Here is a 19,350-nt window from a genome sequence, read left to right on the forward strand (position 1 = left end):
CAGCTCTTCTGAAGCGTAGGTAGTCCGAACGGGGACGGAGGCTGATGCTTCCGTCCCCGTTTCTGTCTCTTGCGGGTTGGACGATGAACGCCCATGTTCACGAAATGGCCACTCGTTCCCGTTCCTCCCTTGAGGGAAATCCCGCGCTTCTGTTTCAGCCTGAGCGTCAGTCTCCGAAAGAGAAGCGCTTCCGCATGGAGGTGGTGTCGGAGTACGAACCCGCTGGTGATCAGCCAGCGGCGATCCGTGAGCTGTCGGCGGGTGTGCAGGAAAATCAGCGGGATCAGGTTCTGCTCGGCGTGACTGGTTCCGGTAAAACCTTCACCATGGCCAAGGTTATCGAAGCCACGCAGAAGCCTACGCTCATTCTCGCGCCGAACAAGACGCTGGCGGCCCAGCTCTACGGAGAAATGAAGCAGTTTTTCCCCAACAATGCGGTCGAATATTTCGTCAGTTACTACGACTATTATCAGCCTGAAGCGTATGTGCCGCGCTCCGATACGTACATAGAAAAAGACAGCCAGATCAACGAACAGATCGACCGGATGCGTCATGCGGCCACTCAGGCGCTGCTTGAGCGGAACGATGTCATCATCGTGGCCTCGGTGTCCTGCATCTACGGTATCGGGTCAGTCGAGACCTATTCCCGCATGGTGGTGCGTCTGGAAGTTGGTGGTGAAATCGACCGCGACAAGCTCATCAAGGGGCTGGTGGAGCTTCAGTATCGACGCAATGATGCAGCGTTTTCTCGGGGTGCATTCCGTGTGCGGGGCGAGAGTATCGACATCTTTCCCTCCCAGAACGAGGACCGTGCCTGGCGGGTGTCCCTGTTTGGCGACGAGATCGATCAGATCATCGAGTTCGATCCTCTGACTGGTGAAAAGACGGCCGACCTTCAGGAGGTCAGCCTCTACGCCAACAGTCATTACGTTACACCGCGTCCGACACTCAATCAGGCGATTGTCAGCATCAAGCAGGAACTGAAACAGCAGCTCGCGAAGTTCATTGAAGGAGGCAAGCTGCTGGAAGCCGAGCGTTTACAGCAGCGCACGACCTTTGATCTGGAAATGCTGGAAACAACAGGTGTCTGCAAGGGGATCGAAAACTACTCGCGCTATCTGTCCGGCCGCGCGGCAGGTGATCCCCCGCCGACGCTTTTTGAATATCTGCCCGAAGACGCCCTGCTGATTGTGGACGAAAGCCACGTCACGGTGCCGCAGATTGGCGGCATGGAACGGGGCGATCATGCCCGTAAATCCGTTCTTGCAGAATTCGGGTTCCGCCTTCCATCGTGTCTGGATAATCGACCGCTGAAATTTGAGGAGTGGGAAGCCTATCGTCCCCAGACGCTTTTTGTCAGCGCGACCCCCGGACCCTGGGAGATGGAGAAAACCGCAGGTGTTTTCAGCGAACAGGTCATTCGTCCCACCGGACTGATTGACCCTGTGACCGAGGTACGTCCGGTTGAGCGGCAGGTTGATGATCTGCTGGCGGAGTGCCGGGAGACGATCGGCAAGGGCGGGCGTGTGCTTGTCACGGTTCTGACCAAGCGCATGGCCGAGGATCTGACGGAATATCTGGATGAGGCAGGCATAAAGGTCCGTTATCTGCACTCTGACATTGATACGCTTGAGCGGATCGAGATTATCCGCGATCTGCGTCTTGGCGCGTTCGATGTGCTGATCGGGATCAATCTGCTGCGTGAGGGGCTGGATATTCCCGAATGTTCGCTCGTTGCGATTCTTGATGCGGACAAGGAAGGTTTTCTGAGATCGAAAACGTCCCTGATCCAGACGATCGGTCGTGCCGCCCGTAATATTGATGGCCGCGTGCTGCTCTATGCGGACCGCATGACTGACAGTCTGCGTTACGCGATCGAGGAGACGGCGCGACGTCGTGAAAAGCAGTCTCTCTGGAATACGGAACACGGGATTACACCGCAGGGGGTCCGCAAGCAGATCGGCACGATTGTCGGCTCCGTGTTCGAGCAGGATTATGTCACGGTCATGCCGACCCAGGGGGCGGAGGCTGATGAGTTTGTCGGCAAAAATCTCGACCAGACGATTGCCGAGCTTGAGAAGAAGATGCGGGCGGCAGCGGCTGATCTCGAATTCGAGACGGCGGCGCGTCTGCGCGATGAAGTCAAACGGCTGGAAGCTCTGCAACTGGGCATCGAACCGCCCCCTCCTTCATCGCCTCGTCAGAGACCGGGAGGCAGCAGGAAAAACAGTGGACCTGTGCCGCTTGGCCCTGGTGGTGGTGGCTATGATCCCGAGAAAAAACGCGGACGGGCGAGGGGACGCGGCAAGACGAAATGAAAGGGTTTGCCTGATAAGCAGTCGGTCAGGGGCAATGTCCCGTCGATGTTTGAAAAGTTTCCTTACGGAAATGGAGGTTTCTGCCCTGATTTTGCCTTGAACAAGGGGTTCTGTAGGGTGAGAAACTCGCCTTTGCTTCTTCGGGTTGCCGGATGGCAGATACAAGGGGAAAATTCCTCATGAACCACACGATGAATCAGGAAACATCCGACGTTCTGGTTTCAACGGTTTCCGGCATCCAACGTTTCCGACGAAAGACCGCCCGTGTCTGCGCGACCTGCGCCATGGGTGCGTGGGTCGTGCTGGGAGCCGTGCCGTTTCTGATCATGCTGATCGAGCTGATCTGACACAGAAAGCAGCCTCTGACGCTGCATAACTGGGCTTTTACAGAAAGAGACGTGTCAGTCTGCTCTTCTGTCAGGCTGTCGCAATGTCGGTTGTCCGATCAGATAGCCCTGAATTTCTTCGCAACCATGCGCCTCCAGAAAGCCAAGCTGTTCCTCGGTTTCAACACCCTCCGCGCAGCAGGTCATGTTCAGGGCGTGAATCATGTACAGCGTGCAGCGAAGAACCGTCTCGACCCGGCTGTCGACGCCGACGCGTCGCACGAATGAACGATCCAGCTTGACCTGATCAAAAGGATAGTTTGTCAGGCGTTCCAGTGCGCCGAAGCCTGTTCCAAAATCATCCAGAATAAGCCGGACGCCCATTCCCCTGATTCTCGCCAGTTCCTTTCGGGCGATGTCGAGAGAGCCGAAGTCGCTTTTCTCCGAAAATTCGATCTGCAGGCGGTGAGGGTCCAGACCGCTTGTCTCCAGAGCGGACCGAATTGTTGTCGCGACACGTTCCGTCGCCAGCCATGAGGGGGACACGTTCACGCTCAGTCCGAGCGGTTCTTTCCAGTTCTGGGCCTGATGGCAGGCAGTGTGCAGCACCCACGAGTCGATATCTTCAATCAGCCCAGCCTGTTCGGCGCAGCGGAGGAATTGTGAAGGATCGACATCGCCGTGGTTGGGTCTTTTCCAGCGCACAAGCGCCTCGAACGTGACAACGTGCTCTGTCCCGGTCTCAAGAACGGGAAGCCAGTTCAGGGTGAAGGCATTGTCGATCAGCGCCTGCCTCAGGTCGCTTTCCATGCCGACCTCGTCCGCATGGGCGTGAGCGATCTCAGGAGCGACCCTGTTGATGTGAGGTCCGGCGCGAAGGCCCCGGATACGGGCAAGCGCGGCATTGGCGAAGCTGACCAGCGTATGCGTATCCGGTGCGTCGAACGGATAGCAGGCCCAGCCGATATAGGGCTCGAAAGGGAAACCCTCTTTGAGGGCCACGACATCTTCCTGCATGCGTCTGACGAGATCGCTTGCAAGCGTTTCCGCTTCGGACACGTCTTTCTCTATGGGAAGGACGATGGCGAAGCTGCCTCCTCCCAGATGCACAGTAAAGCAGCGGGCCGGGACAAATTCCCGTATCAGCGTGTGAGCCCTGTCGATGAGGGCATCGGAAGTCGGCCAGCCGTCCCGGTCATTGATGGGGCTGATCTTGCCGAGGTCAAGCCGGAGAAGCGCCAGAGGCGTCGTGGAGGAAATTTCTGCTGGCGAAATCCGCGTGTCGAGATACCGTGTCAGATCGGATATCCTGCCGGTATGTCCAGCTTTTTTCCGGATTTCAGGGGGTGTGATGTTGGCAGTCAGCGTCGCCAGTCTGGTCAGCGCCGGGGAGGGGAAAGGTTCGGCGCTTCTGTCCAGACAGACGACCAGCACGGTGCGCCCCTCCCGGAAGCCAATGGGCTTGCTCGCCCATGAGCGGAAACCATCGAGAGGCTCGGGAAACAGACCGGCTTCCACCCCACCTTCGGCGGATAGCCTCGTTCCGGACAGCGTCAATGCCTCAATCAGGGACGGCGCCGTAAAAGCAGCGTCATGGTCCGTGCTGACGCTCAGGATTGTGGGAACTGAGCCCGTTTCAAGTATGACGGCAGCCTCACAAGGCAGAAGCTGCGGCAGGAGATGACATAGCACGTTGCAGGACACATCGGGACTGCTTTTGTCTGCCTTGTTGTCGCTCATGGAAATCACGGCCTTTTCAAATAAGGCTGACAAGGAAGAACGGCTCCCCGTGTGCCTCTGTATTGATCGGTCCCTGTGATAGCAGAGGCCCGTAAATCTAAAATTAATGACACAATAATCAAAAGTTAGACGATCCTCTCGTGAAGGTTATGCCTGTAAAATGGAAGCAAAATTATTTTTTTTAAACAAGGATAGAAGGCAGAGAATATTTTCCGGCACATCATGCTGGCGTTTCATCTGCCCGGATAGGGTTTCCGCCGTCTGGCGGGCAAGAACGAGCAACGTGCCGATATCGATGTCGCCATTCTCCGGATCAGCCAGTCTGAAGTCCGGAAGACCTGACTGGCGGTTTCCGGTTACGTCACCGCCGCCACGGATACGGAAATCCTCATCGGCAATGAGGAAGCCGTCTTCCGTTTCCCGCAGAAGGCCGAGGCGCTGGCGGGCGACCTGTCCCATTTCGCTCCCATGCAGGAGCAGACAGAACGACTCCGCCGCACCACGCCCCACACGTCCACGTAGCTGGTGCAATTGCGCGAGGCCGAAACGCTCGGCGTGTTCGATCACCATCACGGTGGCGCTCGGCACATCCACACCCACCTCGATGACGGTCGTGGCCACCAGCAGTCTTGTGCGTCCCTCGGCGAAATCCGTCAGTGCGGCTTCACGCACGGCGATATCCTGCTGTCCATGCGCCAGCCCCACCCCGAACCGCTCTCCGAACTGCTGTTCCAGCGCAATGTGACGGGCTTCGGCGGCGGCGATATCCAGTGCCTCGCTTTCGCTGACCAGTGGACACACCCAGAAAATTCTGGCTCCGGATTTCAGCGCCCGCTCCAGACCGGCCAGCACGCCGGCAAAGGAGTCCGGTCCGTGAACCGAGGTCCGGATGGGCTTGCGTCCGGCGGGCTTGCTGTCCAGACGGCTGACCTCCATCTCGCCCCACTGTGCCAGAAGAAGTGTGCGGGGAATGGGGGTGGCGGTCATGACCAGCATGTCCACGGCTTCGCCTTTGGCGCCGAGGGTGAGGCGTTGCCTGACCCCGAAGCGGTGCTGTTCGTCCACCACGGCCAGAGCCAGATCGTGGTAGTGAACGGCGTCCTGAACTAGGGCGTGCGTTCCCACAATCAGAGAGGCGGATCCATCCGAAATGGCGGCAAGAGCTTCCCGTCGCGCCTTGCCCCGCACCGAGCCTGAGAGAAATACGACCGGAACGGGCGAGAGACGCTCGAACGTCGTAAAATGCTGGCGGGCGAGGATTTCTGTAGGAGCCATGATCGCCGCCTGCGCTCCAGCTTCGGCGGCCCGGAGCATCGCCAGAAGCGCCACCAGCGTCTTGCCCGCGCCAACATCGCCCTGCAACAGACGCACCATCCGGCGAGGAGCAGCAAGGTCGATGTCGATTTCCCTCAGCGCTTTCGACTGGGCGGAGGTCAGGACATGGCCGAAGCGTGACAGGGCTTCCCGACGTAGATGACCGTCGCCTTTCAGCGCCCGTCCGGGGCGTGATCGGTTGGCTTCTCGCGCCAGAAGCGTGGCAATCTGGTCGGCTAGCAGTTCATCCGCCGCCAGCCGCTCCCGTGCCTTGCGACGGCTCTCCCGCCATGTCTCGCCGTCCTGAAATTCCGGTACGTCGCCGGGAAAGTGGGTCCAGAGCAGCGCCGTCCTGAAATCGGGCCAGTTGCGCTTTTTCACGACAGCCGGATTCTGCCATTCAGGCAGATCATTGGGCACGCGGGCAAAGGCGCGGCGCATCGCGGCCCGCACCTGACCGCCGAACAGACCCACCGTCAGTGGCCAGACGGGATCGAGCGGAGGAATATGATCGTCGGCTGAGACGAAATAGTCGGGCGTGTTCATGAACTTGCGGCCATTGAAAAGCTCAATGCGGCCGGACACCTGCATGACGGCATGGAGAGCGGCGCGTTTGGCCATCCATTTCGAAAAAAAGGCGATATCGAGTGTGCCCGTATCGTCGGCGAGTGTGACGGTCCATGGCTGCCGCCTGTGAGCAGGCTCGGATATCCGCGTCACGGTTCCCGTCAGGGTCACGATCTGGCCGGGATCAAGGGCTGCGATCGTTGAGCGACAGCGCCGGTCGATGACATTTTCCGGCATCAGGAATAGCAGATCAATGATCCGGCTACCGCCAGAAACCCGGGACAACAGCTTGACCGTCGCCTCGCCAATGCCGGGGAGGGCTGTCAGAGGTTCCAGAAGCGGTGCGATGCAGGCAGGCGGCTGCGCTGCCTCCGTTTCTTGCGGGGCAGGCATGACCTCACCCGCCCGTGAGGAGGGCTGCGGGCGAACTGGTCTGGACACGGGCGGCGCAACGGCCTTTCTTGTCGGGCTGACAGGCATCAGTCATGAGGCTATAGGACACCACAGCCATGGAACAAAACGAAACCGTATCAGCCCCGGAAACAACGCAGGGTTCCGAACCCGATCTTGAGACGCGGCGGCGGCGTCTCGTCTTTCGTGCGCGTCATCGCGGCACCTTCGAGACCGACATTCTGATCGGCGGCTTTGTCGATCGGAACGTGCACAAAATGGATGCGGCAGCCCTCACTGATATGGAAGCCGTGCTGGAAATGCCCGATCCCGATCTGTCGGACTGGCTGTTCGGGCGTCTGCCGCTGCCGCAAGAGCGTGAGACGCCCATGCTGGTGGCCATGATCAAGGACTGCCGGACGCAACGCGGCGAAAACTGAATCTTATTCTCTGACTGATGGACCTCTCTCTGATGGACGCGGACGCACGCATTAACCGGACAGCCAGCACAGCCGCGACCACGATATGGGGTGCGCTGGACGGTTTTGATGCGCTTCTGCTGGTCAAGCGTGCGCGTGAGCATAATGGTCCCGTGCTGCATGTCGCCAAGGATGACGCAGCGCTCAATCGGCTTGGCGAGGCGCTCGACTATATGGGAGCGCAGACTGAAGTTCTGCGTTTCCCCGCGTGGGACTGTCTCCCGTATGACCGTGTTTCCCCCAATCCGGTTCTGATCGCCGAGCGTGTCGCCACTCTGACCCGCCTGCTGGAGCCTGCGAAAGCGAAAGGTGGCCGGATTGTCCTGACGACACCGTCTGCTCTGATGCAGCGTGTCGCGCCGCGCTCGGCGTTTGAGGGGCAGTCGCTTGAAGTGGCGCAGGGGGAAAGTCTCGACCAGTCCTTTCTGATCGAACTGCTGATCGCCAACGGCTACACCCGCACCGACACGGTGATGGAGCCGGGCGAATTCGCCTCCCGTGGCGGGATTTTCGACCTGTTTCCGGCGGGACAGCCGGAACCGGTCCGGCTTGATCTGTTCGGCGATGAGGTCGAGAATATCCGCTATTTCGATCCCGGCACCCAGCGTTCGACGGGTAAGGCCGACAGGCTGACCCTCCGCCCTGTGTCAGAGTTCTCACTCGACCCTGACAGCATCTCGCGTTTCCGCTCGGCATGGCGTGATCAGTTCGGGCAGGCTGCTGCAACGGATTCGCTGTATGAGCATGTCAGCGAGGGGCGACGCTATACAGGGATCGAACACTGGTTGCCGCTGTTTCATGCGGACATGGAAACGCTATTCGACTACCTGAAAAACCCGGCCATCTCGCTCGATCATCAGGCGGATGAATCCCTGACCGCGCGTATGGAAATGGTGCAGGACCATTACGAGGCGCGAAAGACGCCGCCGCGTGAAGGCGAGACTCCTTATCGCGCTCTGCCGCCGCATCTGCTGTATCTCGACCGTAAAGGGTGGGACGCGGCTCTGTCGCGTTTCCCCGTCACGAAGTTCAGCCCTTTCGCCAAGCCGGATGGTGCGGAGGGGATCGATGCCGGTGGCCGTCCCGGCATCATGTTCTCCAAGATGGCGCCGCAGGGCGAACGTGAGAAAGTCTTCGACCTGATCGCCGATTACGCGCAGCAATGGTCGCAGACGAAGCGTCGTTGCTATGTCGCCGCCTGGACCAAGGGCTCCCGCGAGCGGATCAAGACGCTTCTCACGGAACATCGCGTAGCAGTCGAGACTTTTGATAGTTGGGACGCTGCGGGCAAGATGAAGGCGGGGCCGGTCGGGCTGCTGATCTTCGGCATCGACCGTGGCTTTGTCGGCGATGACATCGCCATCGTCTCCGAACAGGATCTGTTGGGTGAGCGGATCGGTCGTCCGCCTCGCAAACGTCGTCGCGCGGATGAGCTGATTTCCGAAGCAGGTGAGATCACCGAAGGCGATCTGGTCGTTCATCAGGATTACGGTATCGGACGGTATGACGGGCTGGAGACGGTCAGTGTCGGTGTCGCACCGCATGACTGTTTGCGGCTCCTCTACGACGGCGGCCAGAAGCTCTATCTGCCGGTGGAGAACATCGAACTGCTGAGTCGCTTCGGCTCGGATCAGGCCGGTGTTGCGCTAGACAAGCTGGGCGGTGTTGCGTGGCAGGCCCGCAAATCCAAGATGAAGGAGCGCATCCGCGATATGGCGGGTGCTCTTATCCGCACGGCGGCGGCGCGTGCGCTGCGTGAAGCGCCTTCGCTGGCCCCACCGGAGGGGATGTGGGAAGAATTCTGCGCCCGCTTCCCGTTTGTGGAAACGGACGATCAGGCCCGCGCCATTGCCGATGTGATCGAAGACATGGCCTCCGGACGTCCGATGGATCGCCTCGTCTGCGGCGATGTCGGGTTCGGCAAGACGGAGGTGGCGCTGCGTGCGGCGTTCGTCGCGGCGATGTCCGGCACACAGGTTGCGGTGGTGGTGCCGACCACGCTGCTTGCCCGTCAGCATTTCCGCACGTTCGAGACCCGGTTTGAAGGATTCCCGATTCACGTCGCTCAGCTTTCGCGCATGGTTACGGCCAAGCAGGCGACCGAGGTGCGTAAAGGTATTACTGACGGCACGGTGAATATCGTGATCGGCACGCATGCCCTGCTGGCCAAAACCGTGCAATTCGCTGATCTGGGCCTGCTGATTATCGACGAGGAGCAGCATTTTGGCGTCAATCATAAGGAAAAGCTGAAGGCGCTGCGCGAGGATGTGCATGTGCTGACGCTCTCCGCCACGCCGCTGCCGCGCACACTCCAGCTTTCCCTTTCCGGCGTGCGCGAGATGAGCCTGATCGCCACACCGCCGACCGACCGTCTGGCGGTGCGCACGTTCATCATGCCCTTCGATAGTGTTGTGATCCGCGAGGCGATCCAGCGAGAGCGTTTCCGTGGCGGGCAGATTTTCTGTGTTGCGCCGCGTGTCGAGGATTTAAACCGTCTGGCCGAGCGTCTGGCTGATATCGTGCCTGATGCAAAAGTCATTCAGGCGCATGGCCAGTTGTCACCGACCGAACTTGAGCGCGTGATGACGGAATTCGCTGATGGCAAATACGATATTCTGCTTTCCACCAATATCGTGGAGAGCGGACTGGATATGCCGTCCGTCAATACGCTCATCATCCATCGCGCCGATATGTTCGGGCTGGGACAGCTTTACCAGCTTCGTGGGCGTGTCGGACGGGGCAAGCAGCGTGGCTACGCCTATCTGACATGGCCGCAGACGCATCTGCTGTCCGCCGCCGCCCAGAAGCGGCTGGAGATCATGCAGACGCTCGATACGCTGGGGGCTGGCTTTACGCTGGCCTCGCATGACCTTGACCTGCGCGGTGCGGGTAATCTGCTTGGCGATGAACAGTCCGGTCATATCCGTGAAGTTGGGATCGAGCTTTATCAGCAGATGTTGCAGGACGCGGTGGCGGACTTGCGGGCTGAAAAGGGCAAGGCGAAACGGGAGGACCGTGACTGGACACCGAACATCGTTCTGGGTCTGCCGGTCCTCATTCCTGAGAATTATGTCACTGATCTTCCTGTCAGGCTCAGCCTGTATCGCCGGATCGCTTCGCTGGCTTCCGCCGCTGAGGATGAAGCGATGGAAGCTGAACTGGTCGATCGTTTTGGTGCCGTGCCGCCTGAGCTTAAAAATCTCCTGAACGTGGTGGCGATCAAGCGATCCTGCCGCACCGCCGGTGTCGAGCGGGTGGAAGCCGGGCCGAAGGGGATGGTGATCCAGTTCCGCGGTAATCATTTCGCCAATCCTGATGGGTTGATCCGCTGGATGGCGAAATGGACGGACGGCCAGATTCGGGTTCGTCCGGATCAGAAACTGTCCATTGTGCGCGAATTGCTCAACGCGCAGCGCGTGGGTCTGGCGCAGAAAGTGACGGCTGTATTGGCGAAGCTGGCGGCGAAGGTTGAAGGGTAGGGCAGAAACTTCAGAAAAGCGGATTTTCTTTTGCTATCTGCCTGAAAGACATGAGGTGTCGTGAAGGCTGGTCCAGATGATCATGGCGGCAAAAGCCGCCATTTGCCGGTCTCAGAATGATGTGGAAATCGTGCCTGTCATGCTGAACCGGGGTTCGACCATGAAAGAATTGCCATACCCGGTGGAAGGCGCGGCGTTGCCGCTCCAGACCGGATGGGTGTTGGCGTCGCTAGCCCTGTAGACGACTCCCATTGCCCCCGTCCTGACGATGGAACCGGTCAGGTTTGTAAAGTTCAGGCGGAATGTCGGTGATTTTGCGAACATGAACGATGGAAAATGATAACCCAGAGAAAGCGTGTCGGTTACATACCCGGGAATGCGCTGGTCGCCAGCGACGCTGACGGATTGCGGACCGGTATAATGCACTGTTCCGTTCGCGAAAAATCCTTTGTAGGTATAGGTCAGGCCAAAATTGGCCACGACATGCGGTGACAGGACGGCCTGCGAGCCCTGTGAATGGATCATGGTGCTCGTATAGGGATCAAGTACGTTGCTGTCCTGTGTCGCGTGCAGATATTCGACGGAGGCATAAGGGCTGAAACCGTAGATGGGACGTCCGGAAACCATGACGTCAAAGCCGCGCATGGTCTGGCTTCCAATCGAGAACGGCAGAAAACTGTTCATGCCGACATACTGGTTCACGATACGGTTTGTGACATTGTAATTGAAGAGCGCGACATCAGCGATGATGTATTCATCATGATAGCGGTATCCCAGTTCTTCCTTGATGGAGTACTGGTTTTTAAGAAAATTCGGACTGGTCGGCAGCCAGCCCATGTCAACGGCGCTCGGCTGGCGATAGTCCCCCTCGGCATTGATATAGATCTGGTTGTGATCATTGATTTTGTAACCGATCGAAAGCTGCGGAAGCGGTTCGGTCGTGTTTCTGCTGTAACGATCATAGGGATCTGACGTCCAGGAATTGACCATCACGAACTTGAAGCCGCCATGAATGGTCAGGCGATCCTGAAAATATTTGGCTGTTTCCTCTACAAACAATCCATGAATTTCGTAGCCGGCATTCTGCCCGTAAGGCGCAGTCGTCTTGTAGAGAGCCCAGGGAGAGGGAGGCGTGCCGTCTGCATTGGTCAGACCGCTGGGGTAGGACTGATCGGTATAGTCGTTCTCATACCAGTAACCACCGGTGATATGGTTGTGGCGATCAATGTCGTAGTTCAGCTTTGCCACGGCACCGACCTGTTTGGTCGCGTTCTGGAGGAAGAAGTTTGTCAGATTCTGTCCTGCGCTGTCATAGCCACCGGGAGACGCATCCCAGCCCTGACCAAAACTGAAATAGGGTTGAAGATCGAACGAGAACTTCGCTGGAAGGACAATATGCACCGGGGCGGTCAGAAAAATCTGGTTCCAGTGATCACGGCTGTTTTTCCAGTAGTTAACGCTGGAAGACTGGTCAGAGCGTCCCCAGCCTTCGCCAGTTTTCCTGTAACGAAGAAATTCCTGTTCAGTCGGGTAGTTGTCGATTGTAAAATTGGCATAGTTCCATGAAAGAAACAGCTTGGCGTTGGAGCCGTTCTTCCAGTCTTTCTGAAGGCCGAAATCAATGTGGCGGCGCTCATTGATTCCGGAACCCATCCAGCTACGGCTATGACTGTTCGAGAGCGACACATAGCTCCGCACGCCGGTATTGCCGATCTCGCCGGATTCAAGACGAATGAACTGCCGTGAGAGATTGTTGGTGCCGTAAGAGAAATCCACCATGCCGCCGAATTTCTGGGCGGCCGTATGTGTGCGCTCCTCAAGAACGCCTCCCGCCGCGGACATCGCTGGAAGCGCCGTTGCCGAACTGCCGGGGGTGACGTTGATCATCTCCAGATTTTCGGAATCGAGGTTCTCGCTCATATATTTGGCCGCAGCAGCCGGAGCGCCATCGATCATCAGGGCCATGTCGAGATCCGTCAGGCCACGTACCTGAATCATGCCGCCCTGCATGCCGCTGGTGTCGGGTGTCGAGACACTCAGGCTGGGGAGGTTCTTGACCAGATCCAGAGCCGTGCTGGTTGGCGAACGCATGCTGATGAATTGTTTTGTGACGGTCTGTACGGCGTGGGGCGCTGTTTCGACCCGCATCATGCCGCCGCCGCCATTCAGAGCCTGCCGCGATCTGGTGACCTTTATCTCCTCCGGGCCTTTCGCGTAGGCTGTTGGCGGCGTGTGAGCCCCAACGGTCTTCTGATTGACATGAGAAGATGCAATGGTTTGCGGGCTTTTCGCAGTTCTGTGGTGTCTGGCGGTCGATGCGGCGTGCGCTTCAGGGAGGAGGGCCGACGTGGAGAAAACGCCTGCCAGACAGGTTATCGTATACAGACGTCCTTTGGTCCGGACTGCTTCGGAAAAAGCAGTGGAAAGCATATAGCCATGGCGCTTTCGTATACAATTTTTCATGTTGTCTTCCTGAAACGTCTTGGTTTTTAGTTATTTTTTAGATTCGGTATCCGTGAGTTGTTACGGGATCGTTCTGGTCTCTGTGGATGAAAGCATTTTCATGTTCCCATTACCAGCACATGAAACCTTTTCCAGAAGGCGGATTTTCAAGAAGAATAAAAACGTTGCTTTATTGCAACATAAAAGAAGGCTTTTGAAATCTGTATTTAAATCTCGGAAGGGTTTCCGGATTTATGCATTCTGCTCCCGGTCAATGGTTACGGATGAGCGGCCCCTGAAGCTTCGATCCGGAGCTGTGCCGTGATCTGGGTCCTGTCGCCGCGGATCACTGCTTCATGAACTCCAGTTTTCAGCGAAATCAGCATATAAGGTCAGGCCGCCATCAACATACAGTGTCTGTCCCGTAATGTAGGACGCTTTTTCAGAAGCCAGAAACAGGACGGGTTCGGCAATCTCATCAGCTTTTCCCGGTCGTTTCATGGGAATGTGTGACGAGACCGCCCTGTATTTGCCGGGATCGTTGACCCATGCGTCATTCATGGGGGTGATGATGGCTCCCGGAGCAACGCCGTTGATCCTGATACCGCGCGATGCGTATTCGAGCCCCCATGTCCTGATCATGTTGCCGACCGCCCCCTTGCTGGCGGAGTAGGCCAGAAAAGCAGGTTTTGGAATAATCTGGTGAACCGAGCTATTGATGACGATGCTGCCTCTGAAGCCTGTGTTCAGCCAGCGTTTGAGCACCTCACGCACACAGAACATCACGCCTGTCACATTGACGTTCATGACGTTCATGAAGTCATCATGTGTCACGTCTTCGGAAGGAGATTCCGAGAGTATTCCTGCGTTACAGACCAGAACATCAAGGCCGCCAAATTCACGAAAAACCCTGTCGATGGCGCTGATCACCTCTTCTTCGCTGGCGACATCGGCCGGACAGGAGAGGTGAGGTCCGGAGGTGACGGCGGGTAGGGTAGGGAGGAATGCCGCCAGTTTGTCCCGGTTGCGCCCATTGACGGCGACGCGGGCACCCTGCCGTGCGAAAGCCCGTGCAATGGCCTCACCTATGCCCTGAGTGCCGCCACTTACGAACACTTTTCTGTTCTCGAACTGTTTTTCGTAAGGGGAAGAGGACATGAAGAGGCTCCCTGACATTGCATCCGGCTTGAGGGATCAATGCGTGAAGAGAGCGAGGGTTGCCCGGAAAAATCTCCGAGTGGCTGCCTGATGCGTCTGTGCGCGACATGCCTGCTGAAGTCATTGCACGTTCGTTTCGCTTTCGTATAGGATCGTTTCAGGGTCGCAAGGAAAAGGGTGCGTGAATGCGGGTTGCCGGACTTCAGACAGCGGGAACGCCCGGTGATGTGGCAGCCAATCTGCGGGAACTGGACCGAATGGCGGAGGAAGCGGCTGCTCTTGGCGCCGATCTGCTCGTCACCCCTGAACTGTTCGTAACAGGTTATGATATTGGTGAGCGTCTATTCGAACTCGCCAAGGAAAACCCGCTCCCTGCCGTCAGGGATATAGCCGTGCGTCGTGGCCTCGCAATTCTTGTCGGTTTCGCGGAAAGCACGGAGGAAGGTCTCTATAACAGCGCAGTCATGATGGACCGGGACGGGTGCGAAATGCTTCGTTACCGCAAACAGCATCTGTTTGGTGAACTGGACCGCCATTTTTTCCTGCCGGGAGACGCCAATCCCGAAACAGTATCCTTCATGGGCGTAAGAATGGCCGCAATGATCTGTTATGACGTGGAATTTCCTGAATATGTGCGGGCGACGGCGCTGGCCGGCTGTGAACTTCTCATCGTGCCGACGGCGCAGATGGAGCCTTTCACCTTTGTCGCCCGTGAAGTGATCCGGGCGCGGGCATGGGAAAACCAGATTTACCTCGCCTACATCAATCACGACGGTCGGGAAGGAAATACCCGCTATGTGGGCAACAGCCAGATCGTGGCGCCAGACGCCTCTGTTCTGGCGCGTATCGAGCATGGCGATGGTCTGATTGTCGCGGATGTGGAGCCCGGTCTGGTCGCCAGAGCCCAGCGTGAAAATCCCTATCTGGAAGACAGGCGGCCATCCGCCTACGGATCTTTGGTTTCCGACACACGAAAGGAAAGAGCATGAAGAAAACAGACCTCTCTTCACCGCAAGGTCGCCTTTCCGGCAATCTGGGTGTCGCGGAAATCATCTTCATGGTCGTCGCGGCTGCGGCGCCCCTGACTGTGGTCAGCGGCAACGTGCCGCTCGCCATTGCACAGGGAAATGGTCCCTATGCGTGGACAGGATTTGTCGCCGCCGCTCTGGTCCTGCTGCTGTTTTCCATTGGTTTCGTCGCCATGACGCCTTTCATGAAAGAGGCGGGCGCGTTTTTTTCCTACATCCGTGAGGGGCTCGGAAAAGGCGCTGGCTGTGGCGGTGCGTTCGTCGCCCTGCTGACCTATACGGCCATTCAGGTCGGCGTATACGGGTTTTTCGGCTGGGCGGTTGATGATGCTGTCAAGGATTGGGGCGGCCCCCATCTTCCCTGGTGGCTGTATGCCTTTGGTGTGCTGGCTGTCGTGGGCACGCTCGGCTACCGGCATATCGAACTCAGTTCACGTGTGCTCGGTATTGCGCTGATTCTGGAAATTGGTGTCGTGGTCGTCATGAACACCGCGATCATGATGCACCCCTCTCCCGTTCCGGTTCCGGTGACGACACAGCCTGCCGAGCCGATGGGGCCGTTTGCCGTGGCGCTTCTGTTCGCCATTACGGGGTTTCTGGGTTTCGAAGCGACCGCGATTTTCCGGGATGAGGCGCGTGATCCCGAGCGGACCATTCCCCGTGCGACTTATGGCGCAGTCGCGATCATTGGAGTGTTTTACGCTTTTTCCTGCTGGTGTCTGATTGAGGCTTGGGGAACGGACGCCGTCACGGCTGTCGCCCGGAAATATCTGGCAGACGGCGGCAATATGGTTCTCGACACGGCTGGTCGCTATGTTGGCGCCAGCATGCGCAATGTCATGGAAGTGCTGCTGCTGACCAGCCTGTTCGCCTGTCTGCTGTCATTTCACAACATCATAGCCCGATACCAGCTTGTTCTCGGTCGCGAAGGGATACTGCCCGCTTTTCTGGCGCAGACTCACGTCCGTCACTTTTCACCGCACAGTTCTTCACTGGTTCAGACTGTTACCGCAATTCTGCTGGTCGGAGTTGCCGCATTGTCAGGTGCCGATCCTCTGGTGACGGTTTTCGGTTCGATGGCCGGTATCTCGACAGTCGGCATCGTGCTGCTGATGATTCTGACATCTGTCGCCGTTGTTGCATTTTTCAGGAACAGCCGTCTGAAGCAGGTCGGTAGTCTGCAAACAAACTGGTGCCCCGTTCTTTCCGTTTTCGTTCTGGCAAGCGTGCTGTTTATCATCCTCGATAACTTCACGACCATTACGGGGCTTTCCATGGGGATCAGTACATTTCTGGCTGTGATGCCCTTTGTCGCCCTTCTGGGAGGATGGTGCCTCGGCGCACGCAGACCCAATATTTCGGGGCGGATGCCGCAGGGGCAGGGGGTCTGAAGCGGACAGCGGACTGTTTGGGACTTATTCAGCGGCGTGGTGCCGCGCCAGCAGTCAGGTGTACGGAAAAACCGGTTGAGGACCGGTTCAGCTTTTTCAACTTATGAAAAAGGATTTTTCAGATACGCTGATATCGTGATCGTCTGTTGAAAGAAGCCGGATACGGTCTCGTATCCGGCTTCCCTGCATGAAGCTTATTTCTTTTCGAAAGCGCCTGCGATGGTCAGGGTGACGTCGTCACCAACCATCGGCACGTATTTGCTGACGCCGAAGTCACTGCGCTTCACAGTCGTCGTGCCTTCAAAACCGATTGTGTAGGCCTTGTCCATCGGATTGACACCCGAACCGATGAAGCGGGCGTGGAGCGTGGCAGGCTTGGTGACGCCGTGGATGGTCAGGTTTCCGGCAATATCAGCTTCGCCTTCACCCGTCTGGGTGACCGTGGTGGAAACGAAGGTTGCTGTTGGGAACTGTGTTGCATCAAACCAGTCTGCGCTTTTCAGCTCATCGGTGAGACGTGCGCTTGTTGTCTGAACACTGTCGATTTTCAGGGACACATCAAGCTTGGTTTTGTCCAGATGCTTGGGATTGAATTTCAGCGTGCCGGAAGCGTCAGAAAACAGGCCGTTATAATTGGTGAAACCGAAATGCAGCAGGGAGAAGCCGATCTGTGTGTGGGTCGGTTCAATGACATAGTTGCCAGACTTGATGTCAGCCGGCAGCGGTGCGGCCACAGCCGTTCCAAGCGTGGCGATCAGGCCGAAAGCGGCAAGCGAGGAGGAGAGGAATGTTCTTTTCTTCATAGGTCTATCCTTGTTGAAAAAAGGGGTTATCCAAAACGGAACCCCGAAAGGGCTTTTCCCATAACGACATCGCTGTATGTGCGGGTGCCGCGATCCTGCCCGGCAGCCCCGGCAGCGATCATGATGGGAAGAAGATGTTCTTCACGAGGATGGCATATCCTTGCCCCTGGTGCCTGCTCCCAGTTGACCAGAGCATAATCCCGGTCTGCAGGGGCGGCTTCCACGGTCTGGGAAAGCCATCTGTCGAACGACAGCGCCGTGGCGTCGGTGGTGGGATTGCCCGTCATGAATTGCCGGAGATTATGGTAGCTCATGCCGGTTGCGACAATCAGGACATTTTCGTCCCGTAGAGGCACAAGGGCTTGTCCGACGCGGAGTTCCTCGGCGGCATTCATGTCTTCACGCAGGGACAGTTCCACGATGGGAATCTCCGCCTCCGGAAAAGCCAGCATGAAGGGAATGAACACGCCGTGATCCAGTCCACGTGTGTCATCCTCAGCGCTCGCTATGTCAGCATCCGCGAGCAATGACCTTACCCGGCTTGCAAGAGCCGGCGAGCCGGGAGCCGGATATTTCAGGTGATAGGTGTGCTCGGGAAAGCCGTAATAGTCATACAGCAGGGTATGCTTTTCCGCTGTCGTGACTGTCGGCACGCGGGTTTCCCAGTGCCCTGAAACCACGAGAATGGCCGAGGGTTTGCGCGGCAATGTCGCGGCGACACTCCGGAGATAGGCCTCCATCGTGTCCCACCCGGCCCAGTCCATGAAGAAGCATGGTCCGCCCCCATGCGGCAGGAACAGAACGGGCTGACGCTCGTCTCCTGTGATGGCAGTGTCAGTCATGGGGTTGCCCTCCGGTCGTGTACTGGAGCGAACAATGGCATCCAACCTGAATTATGATAATGCCTCTTTCAGGCAAGATATCTGGAACTGTGAGTGTGAGATGCTGGACCGGGTGACAAGTATGCAGGTCTTCGTGCGCGTCGTTTCACAGGGTAGCTTTGCCGCAGCCGCACGCACCCTTTCTCTCTCCCAGACCATGGTGACGCGACATATCGTGTCACTGGAAGAGCGTCTGGGCGTGACATTGTTCCATCGCAGCACGCGCCGCCTGTCCCTTACTGAAGCAGGACAGGGCTATCTTCTGGGCTGCCAGAAGATGCTGGGTGAGCTTGATGAAATGGAGCATGAAATCGCCGCTGGAGGGCGTGAACCGCTCGGACGGCTTCGCCTGAACGCGCCCGTATCGTTCGCCATCCGCTACCTCGGGGCGGTCCTGCCGGAATTCAGCAAACGATATCCCAAGGTTTCCGTTGAACTCGGACTCGATGATGGTCTGGTGGATCTCATCGCGCAGGGCTGGGATCTGGCGCTGAGAATCAGGCGGATGGAAGCGAGCAGCCTGAAGGCGCGAAGACTGGCCTCGATCCGTTTTGTCGTGTGTGCGGCACCGTCCTATCTGGAACATTACGGCGAGCCGAAAACCGTATCCGAACTGACATCGCATGTGTGTCTCGGTTACACGCTCAGCGAAGCGGTCGGCGTCGGACGGTGGAGCTTTGGCAGGAACGGGGAGGTGACGGTGCCGGTCTCCGGGCCGTTGAGCGCGAATAACGGGGATGTGCTGACGCAGGCGGCTCTGGACGGGATGGGAATTATCTATCAGCCGCTGTTTATTGTGGCCGAGTCCGTTCGGAGCGGAAAACTGAAAATCCTCGATCTGGACATGCCTCTTCTGGAGGGTCCGGAATTGCAGGCAGTCTACGCGCCAGGTCTGACAGTGCCGCTCAAGACCCGCGTCATGATTGATTATCTGGTGGAATGTTTCGGGGAGACGCCTCCCTGGGAACGATGACTCGGACGCTGCGACAGGAACTGTTCCGGGAAGACATCTCCTGTCGTCAGGGAGTCAGGCT

The 19,350-nt window shown here is 57.8% G+C and carries 13 protein-coding genes; 7 read left to right on the top strand and 6 right to left on the bottom strand.

The genetic code is table 11. The features are described from left to right. Positions 1-104: 104 nt before the first annotated feature. Positions 105-2,318, top strand: coding sequence for an excinuclease ABC subunit UvrB (uvrB, locus tag LKE90_RS02135; RefSeq protein WP_291491285.1), 2,214 nt, complete (start codon positions 105-107; stop codon positions 2,316-2,318). Between the two features lie 179 nt (positions 2,319-2,497). Then, positions 2,498-2,665, top strand: a complete 168-nt coding sequence (locus LKE90_RS02140) for a hypothetical protein (protein ID WP_291491186.1) — start codon at positions 2,498-2,500, stop codon at positions 2,663-2,665. Between the two features lie 54 nt (positions 2,666-2,719). Here the strand turns inward: LKE90_RS02140 and LKE90_RS02145 are convergent, their stop codons facing one another. Beyond that, complete coding sequence (locus LKE90_RS02145; protein WP_291491188.1) at positions 2,720-4,384, bottom strand: GGDEF domain-containing phosphodiesterase; 1,665 nt, start codon at positions 4,382-4,384, stop codon at positions 2,720-2,722. Between the two features lie 147 nt (positions 4,385-4,531). Next, a complete protein-coding gene (gene recG, locus LKE90_RS02150; protein WP_291491189.1) occupies positions 4,532-6,658 on the bottom strand; it encodes an ATP-dependent DNA helicase RecG in 2,127 nt (708 codons plus the stop codon). 116 nt (positions 6,659-6,774) lie between these two features. On the opposite strand from recG, the gene LKE90_RS02155 reads away from it, so the two are divergent. Both LKE90_RS02155 and mfd read left to right on the top strand, forming a co-directional pair. Next, positions 6,775-7,095 carry a succinate dehydrogenase assembly factor 2 gene (locus tag LKE90_RS02155; protein ID WP_291491190.1) on the top strand — a complete coding sequence of 107 codons (321 nt, stop codon included), beginning with the start codon at positions 6,775-6,777 and terminating at the stop codon, positions 7,093-7,095. Between the two features lie 32 nt (positions 7,096-7,127). Further along, on the top strand, positions 7,128-10,613 hold the full coding sequence (gene mfd / locus LKE90_RS02160) for a transcription-repair coupling factor (protein WP_291491191.1): 3,486 nt from the start codon (positions 7,128-7,130) through the stop codon (positions 10,611-10,613). 111 nt (positions 10,614-10,724) lie between these two features. Here the strand turns inward: mfd and LKE90_RS02165 are convergent, their stop codons facing one another. Both LKE90_RS02165 and LKE90_RS02170 read right to left on the bottom strand, forming a co-directional pair. Further along, entirely contained in the window at positions 10,725-13,043 is a 2,319-nt protein-coding gene (locus LKE90_RS02165) for a TonB-dependent receptor (RefSeq protein ID WP_291491192.1), read from the bottom strand. Between the two features lie 366 nt (positions 13,044-13,409). Next, positions 13,410-14,213: an SDR family NAD(P)-dependent oxidoreductase gene (locus tag LKE90_RS02170; RefSeq protein WP_291491193.1), complete on the bottom strand. Its 804-nt coding sequence runs from the start codon at positions 14,211-14,213 to the stop codon at positions 13,410-13,412. A 185-nt stretch (positions 14,214-14,398) separates the two neighbouring features. Here LKE90_RS02170 and LKE90_RS02175 point away from each other — a divergent pair, with 185 nt between their 5' ends. Next, positions 14,399-15,202 carry a carbon-nitrogen hydrolase family protein gene (locus LKE90_RS02175; RefSeq protein WP_291491194.1) on the top strand — a complete coding sequence of 268 codons (804 nt, stop codon included), beginning with the start codon at positions 14,399-14,401 and terminating at the stop codon, positions 15,200-15,202. Further along, positions 15,199-16,632, top strand: a complete 1,434-nt coding sequence (locus tag LKE90_RS02180) for an APC family permease (protein ID WP_291491196.1) — start codon at positions 15,199-15,201, stop codon at positions 16,630-16,632. The genes LKE90_RS02175 and LKE90_RS02180 overlap by 4 nt, the downstream gene beginning before the upstream one ends. A 194-nt stretch (positions 16,633-16,826) precedes the next feature. On the opposite strand, the gene LKE90_RS02185 is transcribed toward LKE90_RS02180, so the two are convergent. Further along, on the bottom strand, positions 16,827-17,435 hold the full coding sequence (locus tag LKE90_RS02185; protein ID WP_291491197.1) for a YceI family protein: 609 nt from the start codon (positions 17,433-17,435) through the stop codon (positions 16,827-16,829). Positions 17,436-17,461: 26 nt separating this feature from the next. Further along, entirely contained in the window at positions 17,462-18,277 is an 816-nt protein-coding gene (locus LKE90_RS02190) for a DODA-type extradiol aromatic ring-opening family dioxygenase (RefSeq protein WP_291491198.1), read from the bottom strand. Positions 18,278-18,377: 100 nt separating this feature from the next. Here LKE90_RS02190 and LKE90_RS02195 point away from each other — a divergent pair, with 100 nt between their 5' ends. Continuing rightward, positions 18,378-19,289, top strand: coding sequence for a LysR family transcriptional regulator (locus LKE90_RS02195; protein ID WP_291491286.1), 912 nt, complete (start codon positions 18,378-18,380; stop codon positions 19,287-19,289). Positions 19,290-19,350 lie beyond the last annotated feature (61 nt).

This window comes from Acetobacter sp., from assembly GCF_022483985.1.
In the GTDB taxonomy this organism is placed as follows: Bacteria; Pseudomonadota; Alphaproteobacteria; order Acetobacterales; family Acetobacteraceae; genus Acetobacter.